General features: G+C 52.5%; 19 protein-coding genes and 1 pseudogene. 17 read left to right on the plus strand and 3 right to left on the minus strand.

The window, feature by feature from the left end; genetic code table 11:
* Positions 1–50 precede the first annotated feature (50 nt).
* The 16 genes and pseudogenes from NQ534_RS05915 to NQ534_RS05990 all read left to right on the plus strand — a co-directional run bounded on the left by NQ534_RS05915 (position 51) and on the right by NQ534_RS05990 (position 19,447).
* Positions 51–1,928: an AAA family ATPase gene (locus tag NQ534_RS05915; protein ID WP_006861287.1), complete on the plus strand. Its 1,878-nt coding sequence runs from the start codon at positions 51–53 to the stop codon at positions 1,926–1,928.
* A gap of 156 nt (positions 1,929–2,084) precedes the next feature.
* Positions 2,085–3,638, plus strand: a pseudogene (locus NQ534_RS05920) (VirD4-like conjugal transfer protein, CD1115 family); the annotation flags it as partial.
* A 239-nt stretch (positions 3,639–3,877) separates the two neighbouring features.
* Positions 3,878–4,093: a Maff2 family mobile element protein gene (locus tag NQ534_RS05925; RefSeq protein ID WP_006861290.1), complete on the plus strand. Its 216-nt coding sequence runs from the start codon at positions 3,878–3,880 to the stop codon at positions 4,091–4,093.
* Positions 4,094–4,099: 6 nt separating this feature from the next.
* A complete protein-coding gene (locus NQ534_RS05930) occupies positions 4,100–4,963 on the plus strand; it encodes a VirB6/TrbL-like conjugal transfer protein, CD1112 family (RefSeq protein ID WP_006861291.1) in 864 nt (287 codons plus the stop codon).
* 44 nt (positions 4,964–5,007) lie between these two features.
* Positions 5,008–5,451: a SpoVG family protein gene (locus NQ534_RS05935; RefSeq protein WP_006861292.1), complete on the plus strand. Its 444-nt coding sequence runs from the start codon at positions 5,008–5,010 to the stop codon at positions 5,449–5,451.
* Entirely contained in the window at positions 5,451–6,008 is a 558-nt protein-coding gene (locus tag NQ534_RS05940) for an MT-A70 family methyltransferase (RefSeq protein ID WP_006861293.1), read from the plus strand. The genes NQ534_RS05935 and NQ534_RS05940 overlap by 1 nt, the downstream gene beginning before the upstream one ends.
* 28 nt (positions 6,009–6,036) lie before the next feature.
* Complete coding sequence (locus NQ534_RS05945; RefSeq protein ID WP_006861294.1) at positions 6,037–6,471, plus strand: PrgI family protein; 435 nt, start codon at positions 6,037–6,039, stop codon at positions 6,469–6,471.
* Positions 6,410–8,839 (plus strand): VirB4-like conjugal transfer ATPase, CD1110 family, encoded by a 2,430-nt coding sequence (locus tag NQ534_RS05950; protein WP_375339236.1) that lies wholly within the window; start codon positions 6,410–6,412, stop codon positions 8,837–8,839. Before NQ534_RS05945 ends, NQ534_RS05950 begins: the two co-directional genes overlap by 62 nt.
* 35 nt (positions 8,840–8,874) lie before the next feature.
* Positions 8,875–11,547, plus strand: a complete 2,673-nt coding sequence (locus NQ534_RS05955; protein ID WP_040782642.1) for a CD1108 family mobile element protein — start codon at positions 8,875–8,877, stop codon at positions 11,545–11,547.
* A gap of 18 nt (positions 11,548–11,565) precedes the next feature.
* Positions 11,566–11,811 (plus strand): DUF4315 family protein, encoded by a 246-nt coding sequence (locus NQ534_RS05960; RefSeq protein ID WP_006861297.1) that lies wholly within the window; start codon positions 11,566–11,568, stop codon positions 11,809–11,811.
* Complete coding sequence (locus tag NQ534_RS05965) at positions 11,801–13,045, plus strand: DUF4366 domain-containing protein (RefSeq protein WP_006861298.1); 1,245 nt, start codon at positions 11,801–11,803, stop codon at positions 13,043–13,045. The genes NQ534_RS05960 and NQ534_RS05965 overlap by 11 nt, the downstream gene beginning before the upstream one ends.
* The gene (gene srtB / locus NQ534_RS05970; protein WP_242655333.1) at positions 12,930–17,330 is read left to right on the plus strand and encodes a class B sortase; all 4,401 of its coding nucleotides are present in this window, start codon (positions 12,930–12,932) and stop codon (positions 17,328–17,330) included. Before NQ534_RS05965 ends, srtB begins: the two co-directional genes overlap by 116 nt.
* 66 nt (positions 17,331–17,396) lie before the next feature.
* Entirely contained in the window at positions 17,397–17,879 is a 483-nt protein-coding gene (locus NQ534_RS05975) for a hypothetical protein (RefSeq protein ID WP_006861300.1), read from the plus strand.
* A gap of 21 nt (positions 17,880–17,900) precedes the next feature.
* Positions 17,901–18,284, plus strand: coding sequence for a hypothetical protein (locus NQ534_RS05980; RefSeq protein ID WP_006861301.1), 384 nt, complete (start codon positions 17,901–17,903; stop codon positions 18,282–18,284).
* A gap of 46 nt (positions 18,285–18,330) precedes the next feature.
* Positions 18,331–19,053, plus strand: a complete 723-nt coding sequence (locus NQ534_RS05985; RefSeq protein ID WP_006861302.1) for an FAD-dependent thymidylate synthase — start codon at positions 18,331–18,333, stop codon at positions 19,051–19,053.
* Positions 19,034–19,447 carry a dUTP diphosphatase gene (locus NQ534_RS05990; RefSeq protein ID WP_006861303.1) on the plus strand — a complete coding sequence of 138 codons (414 nt, stop codon included), beginning with the start codon at positions 19,034–19,036 and terminating at the stop codon, positions 19,445–19,447. The genes NQ534_RS05985 and NQ534_RS05990 overlap by 20 nt, the downstream gene beginning before the upstream one ends.
* Before the next feature lie 139 nt (positions 19,448–19,586).
* On the opposite strand, the gene NQ534_RS05995 is transcribed toward NQ534_RS05990, so the two are convergent.
* The 3 genes from NQ534_RS05995 to NQ534_RS06005 form a co-directional block, all read right to left on the minus strand.
* Positions 19,587–19,856, minus strand: coding sequence for a type II toxin-antitoxin system RelE/ParE family toxin (locus NQ534_RS05995; protein ID WP_006861304.1), 270 nt, complete (start codon positions 19,854–19,856; stop codon positions 19,587–19,589).
* Positions 19,853–20,113 (minus strand): AbrB/MazE/SpoVT family DNA-binding domain-containing protein, encoded by a 261-nt coding sequence (locus tag NQ534_RS06000; RefSeq protein ID WP_006861305.1) that lies wholly within the window; start codon positions 20,111–20,113, stop codon positions 19,853–19,855. Before NQ534_RS06000 ends, NQ534_RS05995 begins: the two co-directional genes overlap by 4 nt.
* A gap of 133 nt (positions 20,114–20,246) precedes the next feature.
* Positions 20,247–20,561 (minus strand): helix-turn-helix domain-containing protein, encoded by a 315-nt coding sequence (locus tag NQ534_RS06005; protein ID WP_033143530.1) that lies wholly within the window; start codon positions 20,559–20,561, stop codon positions 20,247–20,249.
* Between the two features lie 148 nt (positions 20,562–20,709).
* On the opposite strand from NQ534_RS06005, the gene NQ534_RS06010 reads away from it, so the two are divergent.
* Positions 20,710–21,219 (plus strand): SLOG family protein, encoded by a 510-nt coding sequence (locus NQ534_RS06010; protein WP_006861307.1) that lies wholly within the window; start codon positions 20,710–20,712, stop codon positions 21,217–21,219.
* Positions 21,220–21,252: the final 33 nt, after the last annotated feature.

Consider the following 21,252-nt stretch of genomic DNA (forward strand, 5'->3'; position numbering starts at 1 on the left):
TCTACATCAAAACTATGAACAATTCAACCACAGAAAGAGAGGTATCAACTATGTATTACACCCAAGAACAAATAGACCGCGCCAACCAAGCCGACCTTGTTTCTTTTCTGCAAGGACAGGGCGAGCAGCTTACCCGCGCCGGACAGGAATACCGTTGGAAACGGCATGACAGCTTGACTATCCGGGGAAACAAATGGTACAGGCACAGCCAAAGCAAAGGCGGCGCACCCATTGATTTTGTCATGGAGTTTTTCGGAAAGAGCTTTACCGAAGCCGTAGAACTGCTGACGGGAGAAAAAGGCGCAGCACCGCCGCCGGACAGACCAAGCCCCGCGTCCTTTTCTGACTTCCGATTGCCGCCCCGCAATCCCGACAACCGCATAGTGAGGAACTACCTCACAGCCGTTCGCCGCATTGATGAAGATGTGTCGGGCTTTTTCTTTTCCACCGGGGATATTTACGAGGAAGCCGCCCACCATAACGCCGTATTCGTAGGGCGGGACGAGGACGGAGTACCACGCTACGCCCACCAGCGTGGCACAGCCGGGAACTTCCGGCTTGATGTGAAAGGCAGCGACAAAGCCTTTAACTTCTGCTATCGGGGCGATGGCGAAAGATTGTTTGTCTTTGAAGCCCCTATTGACCTGTTATCTTTTCTCTGTCTGTTCAAAAAGGACTGGCAAAAGCAAAGCTATCTTGCGCTGGGTGGCGTGGGAGATAAAGCCCTTATGCGCTTTCTCTCTGACCGCCCGAACATCAAGACCGTATATCTCTGCCTTGACAGCGACCAAGCCGGAAACGACGCTTGCAGCCGCCTTGTGGAGCTTATGCCGGAGGGCTTGACCGTCCACCGCCTTATTCCTCTTTTCAAAGACTGGAACGAGGTGCAGACGCGCCGGAATGAAATCACAGACGGGAAATATCTGCGGGAAGCTGTCTATGGCTTGAAAGAGCCGCCACAGGAAGAAACCGTTGAGATTATCCGAATGAGCGAGGTTGACACACAGACCGTTGAATGGCTATGGAAACCGTATATCCCCTTTGGGAAAGTAACCATAGTACAGGGCAACCCCGGCGAGGGAAAGACCACCTTTGCGCTGCGCCTTGCCGCTGCCTGTACTACTGGCGGGACGCTTCCGGGCATGAAGCCCATGCAGCCGTTTCAAGTGATTTATCAGACCGCCGAGGACGGTTTGGGCGATACCGTCAAGCCCCGCTTGATAGAAGCTGCCGCAGATCTTGACCGGGTGCTTGTGATTGATGAAGCAAAACGGGAGCTTACCCTGTCCGACGAGCGCATAGAGAAAGCAATCATACAGAACGGGGCGCGTCTGATTATCCTTGACCCCATACAGGCGTATATGGGCGACAAAGCTGACATGAACAAGGCAAACGAGGTGCGCCCCATTTTTCGTCGCCTTGCCGAAGTTGCGGAGCGTACCGGGTGCGCCGTTATCCTTATCGGACACCTCAACAAAGCTGCCGGAGGACAGAGCGCATACAGGGGCTTAGGTTCTATCGACTTTAGAGCCGCAGCAAGGAGCGTCCTTTTAATCGGGCGCGTGAAGCGTGAGCCGAATGTGCGTGTTATCATTCACGACAAATCTTCCCTTGCGCCGGAGGGAAAGCCCGTTGCCTTTTGCCTTGACCCGGAAACAGGCTTTGAGTGGATAGGCGAATATGATATAACCGCCGACGAGTTGCTGTCCGGTGCGGGCGGCAATAACGCCACCAAAACCGAACAGGCTGAAAAGCTGATACTTGACCTACTGGCAGACGGGAAAGAGCTTGCCAGCGAGGACATAGAGAAAGCCGCAGCCGACGCAGGGATTTCTGCCCGTACTGTCCGGGCGGCAAAGAAAAATCTTGACGGGCGCATTACTTCAAAGCGTATCGGCGCAGCATGGTATCACGCCCTAAAAAAGTGAACTGGCAAAATCCAAGTGGCAAAATCCAGATACCTTGCCACTTTGCCACTTCGCCACTTCAACCATAATCCCACAGCCTCATGTATGACCGCGTGGGGCTTTATCGTGGAAAAAAGAGCCTATGTTGCGTCAATAACTCAAAAAGGCACTTGACAAAACGCTTCATGGGGCAACAAAACAGATATTGCCCCTTTTATAGACCCGAAACCGGAAAACAACATTATCCTGACGCAGACCGAGGGGCTTATGATGTCCGGCAGGCCGAAGAATCCGGCCCATGCCCGCAATAAAAATGTGCTGGTAGTCGGTGGTTCCGGCTCTGGCAAGACGAGATTTTTTATCAAGCCCAATCTTATGCAGATGCACAGCTCCTATGTCGTCACCGATCCGAAAGGTACGGTCTTGATTGAGGTGGGAAAGCTGTTAAGCCGCGGCACACCGAAACTGGATAAGGACGGCAACCCGGTCCGGGGAAAGAATGGAAAAATCGTGTATGAGCCTTATAAGATCAAGGTATTCAATACGATCAACTTTTCAAAAAGTATGCACTATAACCCTTTTGCTTACATTCACAATGAGAAGGATATTCTGAAACTGGTAACGGTGCTGATCGCAAATACCAAAGGAGAAGGAAAATCCGGCGACGATTTCTGGGTCAAGGCCGAAACTTTGCTTTACACAGCATTGATCGGCTATATCTATTATGAGGCCCCCACAAACGAGCAGAATTTTTCCACTCTGGTAGAAATGATAAACGCTATGGAGGTCCGGGAGGATGACGAAAGTTTCAAAAATGCCGTTGACCTTCTCTTTGACGCACTGGAACAGAAAGACCCGGACCACTTCGCCTTACGCCAGTATAAAAAATACAAACTTGCGGCGGGCAAGACAGCAAAATCTATCCTTATTTCCTGCGGTGCCAGACTTGCCCCCTTCGACATTAAGGAAGTCCGGGAGATCACTATGTATGACGAGTTGGAGCTTGACTTGGTTGGAGATAGGAAAACGGCGCTGTTTTTTATTATCAGCGATACGGACGCGACCTTCAATTTCCTTGTCAGCATGGCCTATACGCAGTTGTTCAATCTGCTGTGCGAGCGTGCCGATGACAAGTACGGCGGCAGGCTGCCGGTACATGTGCGGTGCCTGATCGACGAGGCCGCCAACATCGGGCAGATTCCAAACCTGGAAAAGCTGATGGCAACGATCCGTTCCAGGGAGATTTCGGCCTGTCTGGTCCTGCAGGCGCAGAGCCAGCTAAAGGCGCTTTATAAGGACAACATGGACACCATCATCGGCAACTGTGACGCTTCCCTTTTCCTGGGAGGCAAGGAAGAAACCACGCTGAAAAGCTGGAACTCCCTGCTTGGGAAAGAGACCATCGACATGTATAACACCAGCGTCACGAAAGGCACCCAGGAATCCCACGGCCAGAATTTTCAGAAGCTGGGAAAGGATTTGATGTCGGTGGACGAGCTGGCCGTCATGGACGGTGGGAAATGTCTGCTGCAGATCAGAGGCGTGCGCCCTTTCCTCTCCCGGAAGTACGATATTACCAGACACCCAAATTACCGGCTGCTTTCCGATTTCAATGAGAAGAACGCTTTTGACATTGAGAAATTTTTATCTACAAAAATGCCGATGCGTCCCGGCGAGCTGTACCGTAATTATGAGGTCACAGCGGAGGATTTGGAGGCTCCGGCTATATGATGATGTAGCTGCCTGTTAAGGTTTCTGGCTTTGACGGGCTTTTTCTTTTCACCGGAAGGAGGTTTTATTGAGGATTCGTGCCCCTCCCTGACAACTGAATATTTTTTCAGGTATATCCTGAACTCTGCCGCCCCTGTGCTTTTTGTAAATGTTCTTGAAGCACAGGGGCGTTTTTTCGTTTCCGGCCTGATATGGCCACAACACAAAAACAATATTTCTTAAATTAAAGGAGGAACTTTATGGCTTTTTTTGCAAGTGCGATTGATACCCTGAAAATCCTGGTTATTGCTCTGGGCGCTGGCCTCGGCGCATGGGGCGTCATCAACCTTCTGGAAGGTTATGGCAATGACAACCCTGGTGCCAAATCCCAGGGCATGAAACAGCTTATGGCTGGCGGCGGCATTGCGCTGGTGGGTGCCACGCTGATCCCGCTGCTCTCCGGCCTGTTCGGTTAATAGCCAATGGGCAGTCTGTTTGAACGGATAACAGACTGGATTAAAGAGGGCTTAATCGAAGCGATTACAGGACAATACACCGGTATCTTTGAGTCCGTCAACAGCCAGGTCTCGGATGTGGCCTCACAGGTAGGACAGACACCGCAGGGCTGGAATGGCGGCGTGTTCAGCATGATCCAGAATCTTTCTGAAACCGTCGTCATTCCCATTGCGGGAATTATCCTGACTTTTGTCCTTGTCTATGAACTGATCCAGATGATCCTGGAAAAGAACAACATGCACGATTTTGATACGTTCAACATCTTCAAGTGGATTTTCAAAACCTTTGTTGCCACATACCTGCTCACCAACTGCTTTACTATCGTCATGGCGGTGTTTGACGTCGCCCAGAATGTGGTGAGCCAGAGCGCCGGCGTGATAAACGGGAACATGGACGTCACCGCTGCGCTGGCCGACCTGGAAACGCAGCTTGAAGCAATGGGGATGTGGGAGCTGATCGGCCTGTGGCTGGAGACCAACATTATCAACCTGTGCATGTGGGTGTTGTCCATCGTGATCTTTGTCATTGTGTATGGCCGTATGATTGAAATATATCTTACAGTCAGCCTGGCACCCATACCCTTTTCCACAATGGCAAACCGTGAATGGGGGCAGATGGGGACAAATTACCTGCGCTCCCTGTTTGCTTTAGGTTTCCAGGGGTTTTTGATCCTGGTCTGCGTTGCAATTTATGCGGTGCTGGTCCAGTCAATCCCTTCTTCCGGCGACATTCACGGCGCAATCTGGGGCACGGCAGGCTATACGGTCCTGCTGGCCTTTGCCCTGTTTAAGACAGGCTCGCTATCCAAAAGTATTTTTAACTCGCATTAGCGTGTAACCAACCTATATTTTAACAAGAAGGAGGACTTTTCTATATGAGTAAGACAAACAACGAACCCATGCAGCCGGAGGCACAGACGGGTGAAAGCTTGAAGCTGGATGTAACTGTGCGCCCGATTGCCCCGATGGGGAACCTGCTGGCTTACGCCAATGTGACGATTGGGGACTGTTTCAAGATTGACGGCTTCCGCATCTGCTCCGGTGAAAACGGCCTGTATGTCAACATGCCTTCCACCCAGGATAAGCAGGGAAAATGGAGGGATGTCTGCTGGCCGGTGACGGCGGATTTCCGCAGGCAGCTTAACGACGCCCTGATCGAAGGGTACGGCCAGGCGATTGAAAATTTGCAGGCCACCCTTGAAGCGACAAAGGGAGCGGCGGAGAAACCTTCCTTGACCGGTGCCCTGAAGGATAATGCCGGCAAGGTCAAGACGCAGCCGGCAAAATCTGCTCCCGCCAAGAATGAGCAGGCCCGATAATGCCGGAGGCTGGAAAATATGGCATCGTGTACGCAGACCCGCCCTGGCGTTACGATATGAAACGCGGCAATGGGGTGGCGGAAAACCATTACCCCACCATGAGCATAGAAGAAATATGCGCACTGCCGGTTACAGACCTTGCGGCCAGAGACAGTGCGCTTTTTCTATGGGCCACCTTCCCACAGCTCAATGAAGCCTTCCGGGTGATCGAAGCATGGGGATTCAAATATAAGACGCTGGCCTTCCTCTGGCTGAAACAGAACCGGAAAGCGGATTCCTGGTTTTATGGGATGGGATTCTGGACCCGCTCTAATGCGGAGGTGTGCTTACTGGCGACCAGGGGGCACCCGAAACGCCAGTGCGCGGGAATCCATCAGTTTGTGATCTCCCATATCGAGCAGCACAGCAAAAAGCCGGACGAGGTACGGGATAAGATTGTGAAGCTCATGGGCGACCAGCCCAGGGTAGAGCTTTTTGCAAGACAGCAGACCCCCGGCTGGGATGTGTGGGGCAATGAAGTGGAATCCACGGTCACGATGCAGGAACGAAATCAGTAAGATACAGCATGAATGGAGGTGAATTTACATGCCCTATGTACCCGTACCCAAAGACTTAACAAAAGTCAAGACCAAGCTGGCGTTTAACCTGACGAAGCGCCAGCTCATTTGTTTCAGCCTGGCCGCACTGGTGGGGCTGCCGGTATATTTCCTTACCCGCGGCGCTATCGGCAACTCGGCGGCAGTGCTGTTGATGATCGGGCTTATGATGCCCTTTTTCTTTTTCGCCATGTATGAGCGGGACGGACAGCCGGCGGAGAAACTTCTGAAAAACAGGCTCCGCCATAAGCTCTGGCCGAAGAAACGGCCATACCGGACGGAAAACCTGTATAAATCCATGTCAAAGAAGGAGGTTACGAGGATTGCCAAAAACCAAACAGCAGGAGGCCCAGGAAAAACGTCTGCAAAGAAACATCAGGCAGGCAAAAAAGACCAGGGCCGACGCAAAGACAAGCGGAAATAAGACTGTCCGCACTAGGCCGCCTAAAAAGGGCGGCTTTTTTGCCGGGCTGAAAACGGACGCCCCGCAGACGGTCCAGCAGAGTATTCCCTATAAGGAAATGTACCGGGATGGAATCTGCCGGCTGACGGATAAGCTCTACACCAAGACGGTGCAGTTTTTTGATATTAACTACCAGCTTGCACAGGCGGATGACAAAGCGCAGATTTTTGAGGGCTACTGTGATTTCCTCAATTATTTTGACGCTTCGATCCATGTGCAGCTTACTTTCATCAACCAGCGGGCCAATATGCAGGATTTTGCCCGCAGTATCGACATTCCCATCCGCGGCGACGAATATGACGGAATCCGCAGAGAGTATGGGGATATGTTAAAGAGCCAGCTCCAAAAAGGCAACAACGGCCTTACAAAGCGGAAATATATCACCTTCGGCATTGAGGCTGACGACCTTCGCACCGCGAAGATGCGCCTGGAGCGGATCGAGGCCGACGTGCTGGCAAATTTCAAAGCCTTAGGAGCGCAGGCAAAGCCGTTAGACGGGCTGGAACGCCTGGAGCTCCTTCACAGCCAGCTACACCCGGACGGGCAGGAAAAGTTTCATTTTACCTGGGCGGACCTGCCGAAAACGGGGCTTTCCACAAAGGATTTTATTGCGCCCTCCGGCCTGTCGTTCTCGAATGACGGAAAGACCTTCCGGGTGGCCGACCATTCCGGGGCGGTGTCTTTTTTGCAGATTTTAGCGCCGGAACTGACGGACCGGCTGCTGGCGGAGCTTTTGGACCTGGACGACGCCGTGACGGTGAACCTGCATATCCAGTCCATTGACCAGACCCAGGCGATCAAGAACATCAAGCGCAAGATGTCCGATTTGCAGAAAATGACCATTGAGGAACAGAAGAAAGCGGTCCGTGCCGGGTATGACATGGACATCATACCTACCGACCTTGCCACCTACGGCGAAGAAGCAAAGAATCTCTTACAGGATTTGCAGAGCCGGAATGAGCGCATGTTTCTTGTGACGGTGCTGGTGGAGAATATCGCTTCCAAACGGCAAAAGCTGTTTAATGATATTCTGTCTGCCTCCGGTATTGCGCAGAAATATAACTGTGCCCTGAAACGTCTGGACTACCAGCAGGAACAGGGGCTTATGTCCTCTCTTGCCTTAGGGTTGAACCAGATTGAAATTGAGCGTGGGCTTACGACCAGCAGCACCGCCATTTTCGTGCCGTTTACGACCTGCGAGCTGTTCCAGGAGGGCGAGGCTCTTTATTATGGTCTGAACGCATTAAGTAATAACCTGATCATGGCGAACCGCAAGAACTTAAAGAATCCAAACGGCCTGTTCCTGGGAACGCCCGGCAGCGGCAAGTCCTTCTCTGCCAAGCGTGAGATCGTCAACGTGTTCCTTTTGACGGAGGATGACATCATTATTGCAGACCCGGAAAATGAGTACGGGCCTCTGGTACAGCAGTTTGGAGCCCAGGGGCAGGTCATTGACATTTCCCCGACTTCCACCAACTATATCAATCCGATGGACATTAACCTGGACTATTCGGACGATGAAAATCCCATCACACTGAAAAGCGATTTTATCCTGTCGCTGTGTGACCTGATTATCGGCGGCAAGGAAGGGCTTTCCCCGATTGAGAGGACCATCATTGACCGCTGCACGAGGCTTGTGTACCGGGATTACCTGCAGAACCCGCGCCCGGAGAATATGCCGGTCCTGGGCGACCTGTATGAGCTGCTTTTGAAACAGGCGGAGCCGGAGGCGCAGAATATCGCTACGGCGCTGGAAATCTACGTCAATGGCTCCCTGAATGTGTTCAATCACCGTTCCAACATTGACATGAACAACCACCGGGTACTCTGCTTCCAGCTCAAATCTCTGGGCAAGGCCCTGAAAGAGATCGGGCTTCTCATTATGCAGGATGCCGTGTGGAACCGTGTTACCGCCAACCGCTCGAAGCACAAGACGACCTGGTTCTATATCGACGAATTCCATCTCCTTTTGAAAGGGCAGACCGGAAGTTTCAGCGTGGAGATATGGAAACGGTTCAGGAAATGGGGCGGCATACCGAGCGGCCTGACGCAGAATGTGAAAGACCTGCTGGCCTCCCGTGAGATTGAGAATATCTTTGAGAACTCGGATTTTATCTACATGCTGAACCAAGCCCAGGGGGACCGGCAGATTTTGGCGAAACAGTTGGGAATTTCCCCGCACCAGCTTTCTTATGTAACCCATTCCGGTCCCGGCGAGGGGCTTCTGTTTTTCGGAAATGTGATTATCCCCTTTGTCGATCATTTTCCGAAAGACACCCTGTTATACAGCGTACTCACAACACGGCCTGATGAAGTGGCAGGTGCATAAATTCCCGAAAATAAAAATGACTGGAGGTGATAACAGTGCCGCGGGAAAAAGAATTTCAGAGGAAAAAGAAAGATACCCGGATGCCGGTCCGTGATTCCCATGCGGAGGAACGGATGGACACCCGGCAGAGCGAACAGGATTTTAACCTGCTGCGGGTCAGGGATGCCCCTTCTTCTTTGGGAACGGCCCGGAGCCGGAGGTATGAAACCGCAGCACAGCAGGCAGCGGATGATACACAGCCTTTCAAAGCGGATGTACCGCAGCAGGCGGATATTTCCATACCGGAACATTTGGAAAGCAGGGATATGGACCATGAGCCGGCACGGGCACCTGAAACACGGAACCCTCTGGAACCGGGAACTTCTGCACCGGAACCGCGCCGGAGGGATTTCAGATATGTGGATTCCCGGCGTGAGGATTCTGACAGCGGCAATTCTGATATAGGGCACTCCACGCAAGGAGAATCCATCCAGACAGATCGCCGTTCCCGGATGCACCAGCACGGCAACAAATACCAGCAGCGTTTCCAGGAGGCGGCAAAATCCGAGGAACCAAAGGAGAAACCACCGGAGGCAGCCGAAGGAGAGCCAAAACGGCCTTCCAAGCTGGAATTTACCGCTGACGAACTCCCACCAGAGGCAAAAGATACAAAGCTCACCAAAGCCCGGAGGAAAGCGGAACGGACAGCGGAAAAACTGGAGCAGGCGGAAAACCGTCTGCCTGCCCGCCGTAAGCTGCGGATGGAAACATCTTCTGATCCTGATACGGGTAAGGCCAAAAAACGCCTGAAATTTGAAAAGGAGGTTAAAACACAACGGGCCCATGTAAAGGGTTCTGTTCCGATGCGCCCGGTTAAGGCCGGCGCAAATATGGCGGTTGGCTACGCCCACAAAAAAATCTACCAGGCGGAGAATGAAAATGTCGGCATTAAAGCGGCCCACCGCACCGAGCTTGTAAGCGAGTCGGGGCTGCGCATGGCATATCACAGGCATAAGACCGCGCCATACCGCAGGGTGGCAAAATTACAGCAGAAATCAGCCAGGGCCAATGCCCGGCTTGCCTACCGGCAGGCATTACAGGACAACCCGGAGCTGAAGAAAAATCTTCTTGCCCGGATGTGGCAGAAACAAAAACTAAAACGCCAGTATGCCAAAGCAGCCAGAGAGGCGAAAAAAGCGGGAAAGCGGGCAAAGGACACCGCCGTTACCACGGAAAAGATTGCTGCAAGTGTGGTTCACGCTGTCAAGCGCCACCCGGTTCTATGCGGAATCGTGATCCTGCTCCTTTTGGTATTTTTCCTGATCGCTTCCTTGTTTTCTTCCTTTTCCAATATTGGAACCGGAGGGCTGGGGAGCCTTGCCGCCTCTACTTATCTGGCGGACGACGCGGACATCAACAATGCGGAGCTTATATATACCGAGTGGGAAACGGACCTGCAGATGCAGATCAACCGTGTGGAATCGGACCGGCCCGGTTATGACGAGTACCGCTATAATATCGGCCCCATTGAGCATGATCCTTATGTTTTAATGGGGTATCTCACCTCTGCGTATCAGGATTTCACCTATGCACAGATCGAGAGCGTCCTCCGGGAGCTTTTTAACGGGCAGTATTCCCTATCCTTCACGGAGGAAACGGAAATCCGCTACCGGACAGAAACAAGCATTGACCCGGAGACCGGCGAGGAAACAGAGGAAGAAGTGCCTTATGAGTGGCACATCTTAAATGTAACGCTTACTTCCATGCCGCTTGAAAACCTGGTGGTTTCACGCATGGACGCAGACCAGAAAGAAATCTGCGAGATTTTATTGCAGACCAAAGGAAACCGGCAGTATGTGAAAAATGTGTTTGGCACCAACTGGCTGCCCTATGTCACCAGCTACTACGGCTACCGGGTACACCCGATCAGCGGGGAAAAGAACTACCATACCGGCGTTGACATCGGGATGCCCCAGGGCACGGAAATTTTGGCCGGGCATGACGGCACGGTCACGCTGGCAGGAAACGCGGGCGGCTATGGCCTGTGCGTCGCCATTGAGGGCGAGGCTTACGAGGGGTACTCCCTTACCACCAAATACGGCCACTGTTCACAAATCTTAGTATCTGCCGGACAGGAGGTAAAGGCCGGGGATGTGATCGCAAAGGTCGGCAGCACCGGAAACTCCACCGGGCCGCACCTGCACCTGGAGGTATTGGTTGACGGACAGTATAGGAACCCGTTGTATTTTGCCGATACCGGCGATACCAGCGAGCGGCATCTGCCGGCAGCAGGCGCAGGCGGCGGGGGGAATTATTTCAATTATGATGTACCGCCGGAGGCCCTTGCGGATGAAAAATTTGCGGCTATGCTTGCGGAGGCTGAAAAGTATTTAGGCTATCCGTATGTGTGGGGAGGCGCAAGCCCTTCCACTTCCTTTGACTGTTCCGGGTATGTTTCCTGGGTAGTTAATCACTGTGGAGTGGGCTGGAATTTCGGACGCCTGACCGCAGACGGGCTTTTAGGCGTGTGTACGCCAGTATCAAGCGCCGATGCAAGGCCCGGCGACCTGATCTTCTTCCAGGGGACCTACAATACCAGCGGCGCAAGCCATGTGGGAATCTATGTGGGTAACGGGATGATGATCCATTGTGGGGACCCGATCTCCTACGCAAACATCAACACAAGCTACTGGCAGCAGCACTTTTATACATTTGGGCGTCTGCCCTGACAGATTGGAGGTAATAAATTGAACCCTAAGATTGAAAAACTGGAGAAAGAGATCGACAAGACAAAAAACAAGATTGCGGAGATGCAGGCCAGGCTCCGCGACCTGGAAAAACAGAAAACGGAGCTGGAGAACACCGACTATGTGGCGATTGCCCGCAGCTTCCATCTGACGCCCCAGCAGTTGGCCGAATTTCTGAAATCGCAGCAGGCCGCTCCGTCCGGAGATGGCCCGCTTAAGAAACAGGAGGACATGAATGAGGACTAAAAAAATCTCTCTGCTACTGGCGCTTGTGCTTGTCATAAGCGCCATCGCTTTGCCCCTGACGGCTTATGCTGCCGGGGACAAAGATACCACACCGCCGGAGCTTGCGGCTTCTCTGGACGGCGGTACGCTGAAAGTAGAAAGCAGCGACGACAATTCCGGCGTAGAAGCGGTCTTTGTGGACGGGAACCGTATCAACTCCCTGACCAATGGGGCGGCTACCGTCACCTTAAAGGATTATGCCGGCACAGGAAAACAGGTAAACGTGTATGCCCAGGATTATGCCGGGAACCGCTCAAAGACCGTGAAGTTTGAAAATCCCTATTATGAGGAACCGACGCCCACGGAAAAACCTGCGGAAACGGTGCAGCAGAACCAGAGCAGCAAGCCGGTAAAACCGGCACAGGTCCAGGCTGCTTCTTCCGGCAGTACCAATCATAACGCCCAAAGCAGCAATTCAGGCAGTAATGCTTCCGGGAATAGTTCTAATGCGGGTACCAATACCGGCAGCAATACAGCCTCCGGCACAAATGGCGGCAGCTCCAATTCCCAGGAAGAAACGGAAACCACTTCCTCTATCCCGGATGGCGCGTTTACCCCGGAGGGAACCGGCACAGTGCTGGATGAAGCTACTGGCGAGGGTGACGATAAGCAGTTTTACACGATCACCACCGAGGCCGGAAATGTGTTCTATCTTATCATTGACGGCAAGCGTGACGACAACAACGTCTACTTCCTGAATGGTGTTACCGAAGCTGACCTGATGGCTCTGGCGGAAAAGAACGAGGGCACCATGAGCGTGATTCCAACAGAGGACGTCTGCACCTGTACGGATAAATGCGAAGCCGGCGAAGTCAATACCGCCTGCTCGGTCTGCAAGAATGACCTCAAAGGCTGCACCGGAAAGGAAAGACCTGCAGAAACAGAGGAACTCGCACAGACCGAACCGCCGAAAAAGGACAACGGCAGCGCCGGCACGATTATCTTTATTATCGTTGCCTTGCTTGCGGTAGGCGGCGTTGGCTATTATGTAAAGATCGTCCGTCCGAAGCAGCAGGCAGAGGATGACGAAGATTTCGAGGATGACGGCTACGGCGAAGGCTTTGACCCGGATGAAGCCTATGGAGAGCCAGCAGCAGCTTCGCAGCGACCCATACAGCCGGCACGGGAACGGCCATGCAGATGCCAACCAGTATTTCAGTGTGATTGCCGGACGTCCTGCGGAAAAAGCCTATAACTGGATTTTGTCACAGGTTGCCTCCCATTCCACGATCCCCTCTTTTACTTCCACGAAGAAAAGCGAGGCACCAGAGCTGGAACTGAAATGGGACACGGAAAAGAAGATTTATACCCTGACTGTCACGGACACCAATAACCTGAAAATCGACCTGGAGACTTTGAAAGGCAGCGGCGTTTCCGTCACAAGAAGCGGGAACAAGTACACGTTCACCAGTAAGAACATGATTATGGACCCCGTCACCTTTGAATTCCGAAAGAATATTCCGGTTGCCAATGACATGCTGATCTGGGGCAGACCCGGCTACCAGACTATGATGACCGGCGCCAGCGACCCGGTTTCCTTCTTTGTAAAGATCAAGACCGAAACCTACGGCACCGCAAAGATTGTCAAGACCAGTGAGGACGGTATTGTGTCCGGGATTCCTTTCCAAATTTCAGGCACGGACATTTTGGGAAATAAAGTGGATGAAACCGTCACTACCGGAGAAAACGGGCAGATTAAAGAAAAGCTGCTGCCCGGCACTTATCTGGTGAAAGAGCTGCCGGTGGACCGTTATGTGACCCCTTCCGCGCAGTATGTCACCATTGAAAGCGGCCAGACCTCCACGGTGCATTTCAGCAATATCCTGAAAAAGTTCCGCGTCCATGTGGTAAAGAGCGACGCTGATACCGGCACCGCCCAGGGCGACGCCACCCTTGCCGGTGCAACTTATGGCATTTATAACAATGGCGAGCTGGTAGACACCTACACCACCGGGCCGGACGGCAGCTTTATGACCCGCTACTATGTCTGCGGTGATAACTGGACGGTGAGGGAGATTGATCCCAGCACCGGCTACCTCTTAAACGATACGGTCTATGAGGTGGGCGCTTCCCCGACCCTGTATGAAGTGGAACTGAATACCACGGAAAACCAGGTTACGGAAACGGTCATTTATGGAAATATCCAGCTGGTGAAGCATACGGACGACCTGGACCCGGATGTGTCCGGGGATGAAAATACGGACGAACCCAATGAGGGCGTCATTGAACGCCCGGAGGCCGGTGCGGTCTTTGAGGTTTACCTGAAGGCGGCAGGCAACTATGATGCGGCAAAGGAAAGCGAGCGTGATCTGCTCACCACCGATGGAGACGGCTTCGCTTCCTCCAAAATGCTCCCTTACGGCCATTATACGATCCACCAGGTTTCCGGCGAGGAAGGAAAAGCGTTTATCCCGGATTTTACGGTCTTTATTTCCTCCAACGGACAGACTTACAGTTATATCCTGAATAACCGCACCATTACCGCAAGGCTGCGTGTGGAGAAATGCGACGCGGAGACCGGCAATATTATCCCCATGACGGGCACCGGTTTCCAGATCAAGGACCTGTCTACCGGGGAATTTGTCACCCAGGATATTTACTATCCGAACCCGGAAACCCTTGATACCTTCTATGTATCGGATGAAGGCTGGCTGATGCTGCCGGAGCCTCTGCACACCGGGGATTATGAGCTTTACGAGGTGGCGGCGCCTTACGGGTATGTACTTTCCAGCGAGCCGGTGCCGTTTACCATTGACGGCAGCGAGGCCGTTGTCACGGTTACGCAGTACAATATGCCGCAGAAGGGGCAGCTTACCATCACCAAGACCGGCGAGGTATTCGCTTCCGTCCAGGAAAACGATGGTCTGTACCAGCCGGTGTATGAGGTCATGGGGCTGCCGGGCGCAGTCTATGACGTGATCGCGGATGAAGATATTTATACCGGTGACGGAACGCTCAGGGCGGCAAAAGATACGGTTGTGGAAACCCTTACCACCGGGGAGGATGGAACCGCCCAGAGCGGGCTTCTCTATCTGGGCCGCTACCGTCTGGAGGAACGCCAGGCGCCGGAGGGGATGGTCTTAAATACCCAGCCGGAATATGCCGAGCTTACTTATGCGGGTGAAACTGTGGAAGTAACGCAGACCGCCATCGGACTTTATGACGAGCGTCAGAAGGTGGATGTGAGCCTGTTCAAAGCACTGGAAACGGACGATCTTTTTGGGCTTGGCATGAATGAGGAATACAAAGATATTTCTTTCGGCTTGTATGCTTCCGCAGACCTGACGGCTCTTGACGGCAGCGTAATTCCGGCTGGCGGGCTTTTAGAGGTGGTTTCCGTTGACCCGAATGAGGCGGGCGGCTATGACGCTTCCTTTGCTTCCGACCTGCCTTTTGGCAGCTACTATGTGAAGGAACGCACCACAAACAACGCCTATATCCTCTCTGATACCGAATATCCGGTTGTCTTTGAGTATGCCGGCCAGGAGGCGGCGCTGGTGCAGATTCTTGTAAATGAAGGCGAGGTTGTTTCCAACGACCTGCTGCGCGGGCGTGTGGACGGCGTGAAAGTCGGCGAAAACCCGGAGGGCGGCGAAGATGTGAAGCTGTCCGGGGCACTGATGGGATTATTCAGGCCGGACACGGAAGAATTTACCGAGGAAAATGCGCTGCTTACTGTCACCACTGCCGAGGATGGCAGCTTTGCCTTTGAGAATATCCCTTACGGCCACTGGATTGTAAAGGAAATTTCCTCTCCGGCACTTTATACGGTAAGCCCGCAGCAGCACCATATCTATATCGGTGTGGACGGCCAGCGCATTGAAATCAAAGTGGAAAATACCCTGATCCGCGGCAGCGTGCAGGTGATGAAAACCGAGGCAGTAGACGAGCCTTCTTCTGTGAAGAAAGAGGACAAAGATAACAACACCTTCCTGCGTTTCCTCTACGGCGCGGTATTCGATCTGTATGAGGACGCCAACGGCAATAAGGAATTTGATTCCGAAGATACGAAGATCGGCACACTGAAAGAATCGGATGCAGGCTACCATACCGCGGAGGGCCTTCTGGCAAAGGGCTACTTTGTGAAGGAAAGCAAGGCACCGGAGGGCTACCAGCTTGACGGGAACGCCTACTACTTTGCCATCACAGAGGACGGCCAGGTTGCGGTTGTGGAAAATGGTGAGGCCGGACGGGGCTTTACCAATGAGGCGTACCGCGGGAACCTGAAGATTACAAAGGATTCCAGTGACGGGCGCAAGGATGGGTTCGCTTTTGAGGTCAAGAGCGCAGACGGCTCCTACTGTGAGACCTTTACCAGCCCAAAATCCGGCGTGATCGAGGTCAAAGGGCTGCGTGTTGGCATTTATACCGTAACGGAAATCTCCAACCGGGCAAGCAGGGACTATATCATTCCTGACGCTGCCACCGTGGAGATCAAGGCAGACGAAACCGCAACGGTCCAGTTCTTCAATGAAAAGCCGGAGAAACCGACCACCCCGGATAACCCGGATAATCCGAAAACACCGTCCAATCCGTCCACACCATCTAACCCTGATAAAGCGGTACCGCAGACTGGGGATGACAATTTCATTTTCCTGTATGGCGGGCTCCTGGCGCTGGCTGTGATTGGCGGCGGGCTGTTTGCCGCAGCCTATTTCAAAAAGGGCAAGTACAGCAGAAATACCCCAAAGAGAAAAGTTGTTGGTATTGCGGTGGTTTCCCTCTGCGGGTTGTTGGCACTTGGCAGCGGGTTTCTGATGGTACGCGACCTTAACCAGTATTCCGAGAGCGCCGGGGCCTATGAGGACATTGCTTCCCATGTAGAGCTGCCAGAGCAGACCGAAGCGCCGGAGGACGATAATACGGAAACGGAACCTGCCGGGGAGGACCCTTCTGTGGTCCTCCCCACAGTGGATTTTGATGCGCTCCGGGAAACCGGGCCGGACATCATCGGGTGGCTTACCCTTCCTGATACGGCCATTAACTACCCGGTCACGCAGACAGACGACAACGAGTATTACCTGCACCACCTGTATGACGGTACCTATAATAAGACGGGCTGCCTGTTTGCGGATTATGAAAATCAGGAGGATTTTTCGGACCGCAATACCATTATCTACGGCCACAATATGCGGGACGGCTCCATGTTCGCCACGCTGAATGAGTATGACGAACAGAGCTATTATGACGGACACCCGCAGATGTATCTTGTCACCCCTGACGGCGGCTATGTCGTGGAAATTTTCACGGCGTTTGTAGCAAAACCCAGCGAGTCCGGCAGCGACACTTCCCCCTGGAGGCTTAGCTTCAAGGATGACGGGGCCTACACCACATGGCTTTCTGAAATGGCGGGCCGTTCTGTCATTGAAACCGATGTTACGGTGACTTCCAGTGACAAGGTGCTGACCCTTTCCACCTGTACGCCCGGAGGCGCGAGCCGCTTCATTGTCATGGGAAAACTGGCGGCTGTAAACGATTAACAAGAATATGGGAAACCGGTGCGGGGGCTGTCTGCTCCCGCACCTGCTATTTAGGAGGATTTTTCTATGGTGAATGCCATTATTCCAATACCCGGCTACGTCCATCTGTACCGCTCCCTTTTGCGGTTCTATGATATGCCGGAAAATGAGGTCCGGGAAATGCTCTATCTTTTGAACACGGCAAACCTGGACTGCTACGAGTATTACCACCCGGAGCGTGATGTGATCCAGAGCGGGCCGGTAGCCTTTAGCAACTGGCTGGAACATATGAACTGCCGCCCTTACCGGACAGAGGTACAGCTTTATAAATCCCTGCTGTTCTTAAAGCGCAGCATTGACCGGGATTTGATCGTGACCTCACAGCGGGAGGCGCTGCAGACGCTCCGCTGTATCATTTCCAACCTGGAATACCGCTTCTATAAGGCGTATGGCATGGAGATTGAGGACAAACGGACCGTGTACGGGGAATGTACCTACCGCCTGGTTCCCAGGGAGGACGAACCCAGCGTGTGCCTGATGCACGACTGGATCTACCTTCCCAGCGCATAATGCCGGGAACTTTATATAAATTTGTCCCGAATAATAGACAAAATTCGGGACAGTTCATTTTCAAAGGAGGGATGCCATATCACACAAAAGGAAGTCAATGCCGTATTTGACGAGCAGGTGCAGCTCTGCGCTGACACTCTGCAAAAGAAAACCAAAGAATACACCGGGGACGATACGGACCGGCTGGGGGCTTTTAAGGCGGCGGCAGCTTTACAGCACACCACGCCGGAGCGTGCCCTTGCCGGGATGCTGGCGAAGCATATCGTTTCCCTGTATGACATGTGCTTTGACGATGATACGGATTACGATTTAAGTACATGGAATGAAAAGATCACAGACAGTCTCAACTATCTGTTCTTACTGAAAGCTATTGTAAAGGAGGGACATACCAATCAAACGGATTGAAGTAAAAATATTAAACTGTCAGGCGATTGCAGAGGCCGAGAAAAACATGGTCTTTGCCGCCCGGCTCACGCAAAGGGGCCACCGGATTGCCACAATGGATGATCTGATGGCTCTTTATGAAAAATCATTCAGCGAAAATACCGTGGCGGCAATCAGCGGCCTTCCGCACCCCACGGTTCAGAAATTTGCGGTGATCACCGTTGCTGTTGTGGGGGCAAGCAGGCGGTTCCTGTCGCAGATCACGCGCCATCAGAACGAAGTAAAGTTTATGAGCGCGTCCTTACAGTACAGCAATTATGCGGGGCAGGCGGATTTTGCCGTACCCTATGAGATTCTGGCCGCCCCGGCTGCGGTCCGGGAACTGTACTTAAAAAGCTGTCACGAAGGTATGGACTGTTACGAAAAGCTGTGTGCCGAGGGAATCGGCCATGACGCGGCGGGCTATGCCACACCCCAGGGGCTTCGGAATGTGCTGATTATCAGCGCCACGCCCTATCAGTGGAAACACATCATCGGCCAGCGGGTATGCCGGCGCAATACGGACGAAACCCGGATCGTACTTTTGAAAATCTGGCAGGAGCTTTATACCTTAAGCCCGGCGCTGTTTGCCCCTGGCCTTACAGGATCGTTCTGCCAACGGGACAAATGCCTGGAGGGGAAAATGGCCTGCGGCAGAAAAATAGACGCGGATATAACGCCGGAGGATCTTCTGAAAGCGGACTATCCGGCACTTTCGGAAGGAGGCGCGCATGAAGATCAAATTGATTGACTTTGGCGTGCCGGAGGGCCGCCGCCCTTTCCGTCCGCATGGGAACGATGCCGGCGCGGATGTTTACATGCCCTATGACTGTACTTTGCAGCCGGGAGAGATCGCAAAGGTTCCTCTTGGATTCGGGATTGAAGTGCCGGACGGCTATGCGGGCTATGTGTTCCCACGTACCAGCATGGCGGTAAAAGGGCTGGTCTGTGAACTGCCTCCTGTGGATTCCGGCTACCGTGGGGAAATCCATGCGATCATCAGTAATGTAAGCAATCAGACGCAGGAGCTTTCCAAAGGCTCCCGCGTGGGCCAGCTTGTGATCACCCCGGTTGTGATCGCGGATTTTGTTACCGAACTTGGCGAGCAGCGCGGCACAGGCGGATTTGGAAGTACAGGAAAATAAAAAAGTGACTTTTAGAGAGTAATTAGGGAATTATCGCCGGTAGTGAGATTGGGCATATCAGGAAGATTGCAGGGTACAATAAAAGAAAGGCAGAAGGCAGCAAAAGGCGGTACACTGTCATAGCGTACCGCCCTGCTGCTTAAAACTGCTTTAATATGTCGTGGTGCCCTACGTCCACCAGGATAATCATTTTGTCGCCTTCGTAATACCAGATAATGCGGATGTCCATGTTGACGCTGCACTCAAAAAGATCCGTGGTTCCCTGGATGCGTTTAGTGCGCAGCGACGGATGGGAAGGATTTTCGGCCAAAAGTTCCAGCTTGTTTTTAAGCTGCTTCTTCTCCTGTACGGTCAGACCCTTAAAATGCTTTTGGAAACGGGGCGTAAAGGTAAACTCATACGCCATCATTCCGCCTCCAATTTGTCAAACAGGGCGTCCACGCTGTCAAAGACAGGCTGCTCCCCGGATGCGATTTTTGCTTTTACATCCCCGATTTCTTCTTTAAGCTCGCTTAAATATTTTTTGGGGTAGACAACCACCGGCATGATGCAGATGGAACCGTCCTTCTCGAAGATGTCCAGTTTATCGCCTTCGGACAGACCGAGTTTGACAATGATTTCTCTTGGAATTGTGACCTGGGCTTTTTGACGCAATTCGGCCAGCATACGATCATCTCCTTTGCTTTAAGTTTGAAAGTAAGAAATTCTTACTTTCTTACTTATAGTATATCCACTTTGAGGGATTTATGCAAGGGGTACGAAAAAAATTTACAAATAAAGCGGCCAGCACCGTGACCGCTTACTTTCTGCTATTGAGTTCTTTCATAATACCGAGGATATACTGCATGGATTTGGAGTCGAGCTGTTTCGCCTCTGCGATAAATTCCCGCAAGGCTTCGGGGCAGGTGTTACCCTCATCAAAGAATTCCTGCGGTGTTACACCCAGGTATTCACAGATATAGAAAAAAGACTGCATGGCGGGAAGTGACTTTTTGTTTTCAATGTTGTTGATGTAGTTGTTTGCCTGTCCTAACGATAGAGACATATCGCGCGCAGATACGCCTTTCTGTGTCCGCAGCTTTGCCAGCCGTTCCGGGACAAAATCTTCATACATCGCCTTCACCTCCCATTCTGTAATAGATTGTACCTCACGCCCTTGTATTATTCGCAAAGGGAAAAAGGGTGTTTTCGTTGACTTGCTAAATTAAATCTATTACAATATGGAAAGTGAAGAATAATACCTATCGGACGGAGGAATAAAAATGGAAGGAAAGACCTGCTGTGTCACCGGACACAGGGATTTACCCCAGAAAGAGATTAACCATGTAAAGACCGCCCTGCGGCGTGAAATTGATTCAGCGGTTGCAGACGGGTTTACCCGCTTTATGAGCGGTTTCGCAGACGGCGTGGACCAGTATTTTGCCGAGATTGTGCTGGAGAAAAAAAAGACAAATCCGGCGCTGGAGCTGATTGCTGTCATTCCCTATCAAAAGCGTCTGGACAGCCTGATGGCAAAGGGCCGGACTTATGAAATGCTGGAGGCTTGCGCGGATGTTGTTGTCATGCAGGAGGAATACCACCCCAGCGTCTATTCCCACCGGAACCGCTACATGGTGGAACACTCAGACCGGGTGATCGCTGTGTATGACGGGAGGGAAAAAGGCGGCACGGTGAGGACAATCCGGTTTGCCCACCAGATGAAAAAGGTACTGCGGGAAATCCCTGTCGGGGAGATTGTTCTGCCAGGCCAACCCATTGCGAAAAGAAAATGAAAAAATGGATAACTGATACTTGATGATGCGCTC

Source organism: Marvinbryantia formatexigens DSM 14469 (assembly GCF_025148285.1).
GTDB classification, from domain to species: Bacteria; Bacillota; Clostridia; order Lachnospirales; family Lachnospiraceae; genus Marvinbryantia; species Marvinbryantia formatexigens.

What these genes read in the sequence shown, in the direction of transcription:
- NQ534_RS05945 (WP_006861294.1), top strand. Translation starts at nt 6,037, where the DNA reads ATGCCCTATGTACCCGTACCCAAAGACTTAACAAAAGTCAAGACCAAG.
- NQ534_RS05995 (WP_006861304.1), bottom strand. Translation starts at nt 19,856, where the DNA reads ATGATGGCGTATGAGTTTACCTTTACGCCCCGTTTCCAAAAGCATTTT.
- NQ534_RS05975 (WP_006861300.1), top strand. Translation starts at nt 17,397, where the DNA reads ATGGTGAATGCCATTATTCCAATACCCGGCTACGTCCATCTGTACCGC.
- NQ534_RS05925 (WP_006861290.1), top strand. Translation starts at nt 3,878, where the DNA reads ATGGCTTTTTTTGCAAGTGCGATTGATACCCTGAAAATCCTGGTTATT.
- NQ534_RS06010 (WP_006861307.1), top strand. Translation starts at nt 20,710, where the DNA reads ATGGAAGGAAAGACCTGCTGTGTCACCGGACACAGGGATTTACCCCAG.
- srtB (WP_242655333.1), top strand. Translation starts at nt 12,930, where the DNA reads ATGGAGAGCCAGCAGCAGCTTCGCAGCGACCCATACAGCCGGCACGGG.
- NQ534_RS05990 (WP_006861303.1), top strand. Translation starts at nt 19,034, where the DNA reads ATGAAGATCAAATTGATTGACTTTGGCGTGCCGGAGGGCCGCCGCCCT.
- NQ534_RS05935 (WP_006861292.1), top strand. Translation starts at nt 5,008, where the DNA reads ATGAGTAAGACAAACAACGAACCCATGCAGCCGGAGGCACAGACGGGT.
- NQ534_RS05915 (WP_006861287.1), top strand. Translation starts at nt 51, where the DNA reads ATGTATTACACCCAAGAACAAATAGACCGCGCCAACCAAGCCGACCTT.
- NQ534_RS05940 (WP_006861293.1), top strand. Translation starts at nt 5,451, where the DNA reads ATGCCGGAGGCTGGAAAATATGGCATCGTGTACGCAGACCCGCCCTGG.
- NQ534_RS05985 (WP_006861302.1), top strand. Translation starts at nt 18,331, where the DNA reads ATGGTCTTTGCCGCCCGGCTCACGCAAAGGGGCCACCGGATTGCCACA.
- NQ534_RS06000 (WP_006861305.1), bottom strand. Translation starts at nt 20,113, where the DNA reads ATGCTGGCCGAATTGCGTCAAAAAGCCCAGGTCACAATTCCAAGAGAA.
- NQ534_RS05930 (WP_006861291.1), top strand. Translation starts at nt 4,100, where the DNA reads ATGGGCAGTCTGTTTGAACGGATAACAGACTGGATTAAAGAGGGCTTA.
- NQ534_RS06005 (WP_033143530.1), bottom strand. Translation starts at nt 20,561, where the DNA reads ATGTATGAAGATTTTGTCCCGGAACGGCTGGCAAAGCTGCGGACACAG.
- NQ534_RS05965 (WP_006861298.1), top strand. Translation starts at nt 11,801, where the DNA reads ATGAGGACTAAAAAAATCTCTCTGCTACTGGCGCTTGTGCTTGTCATA.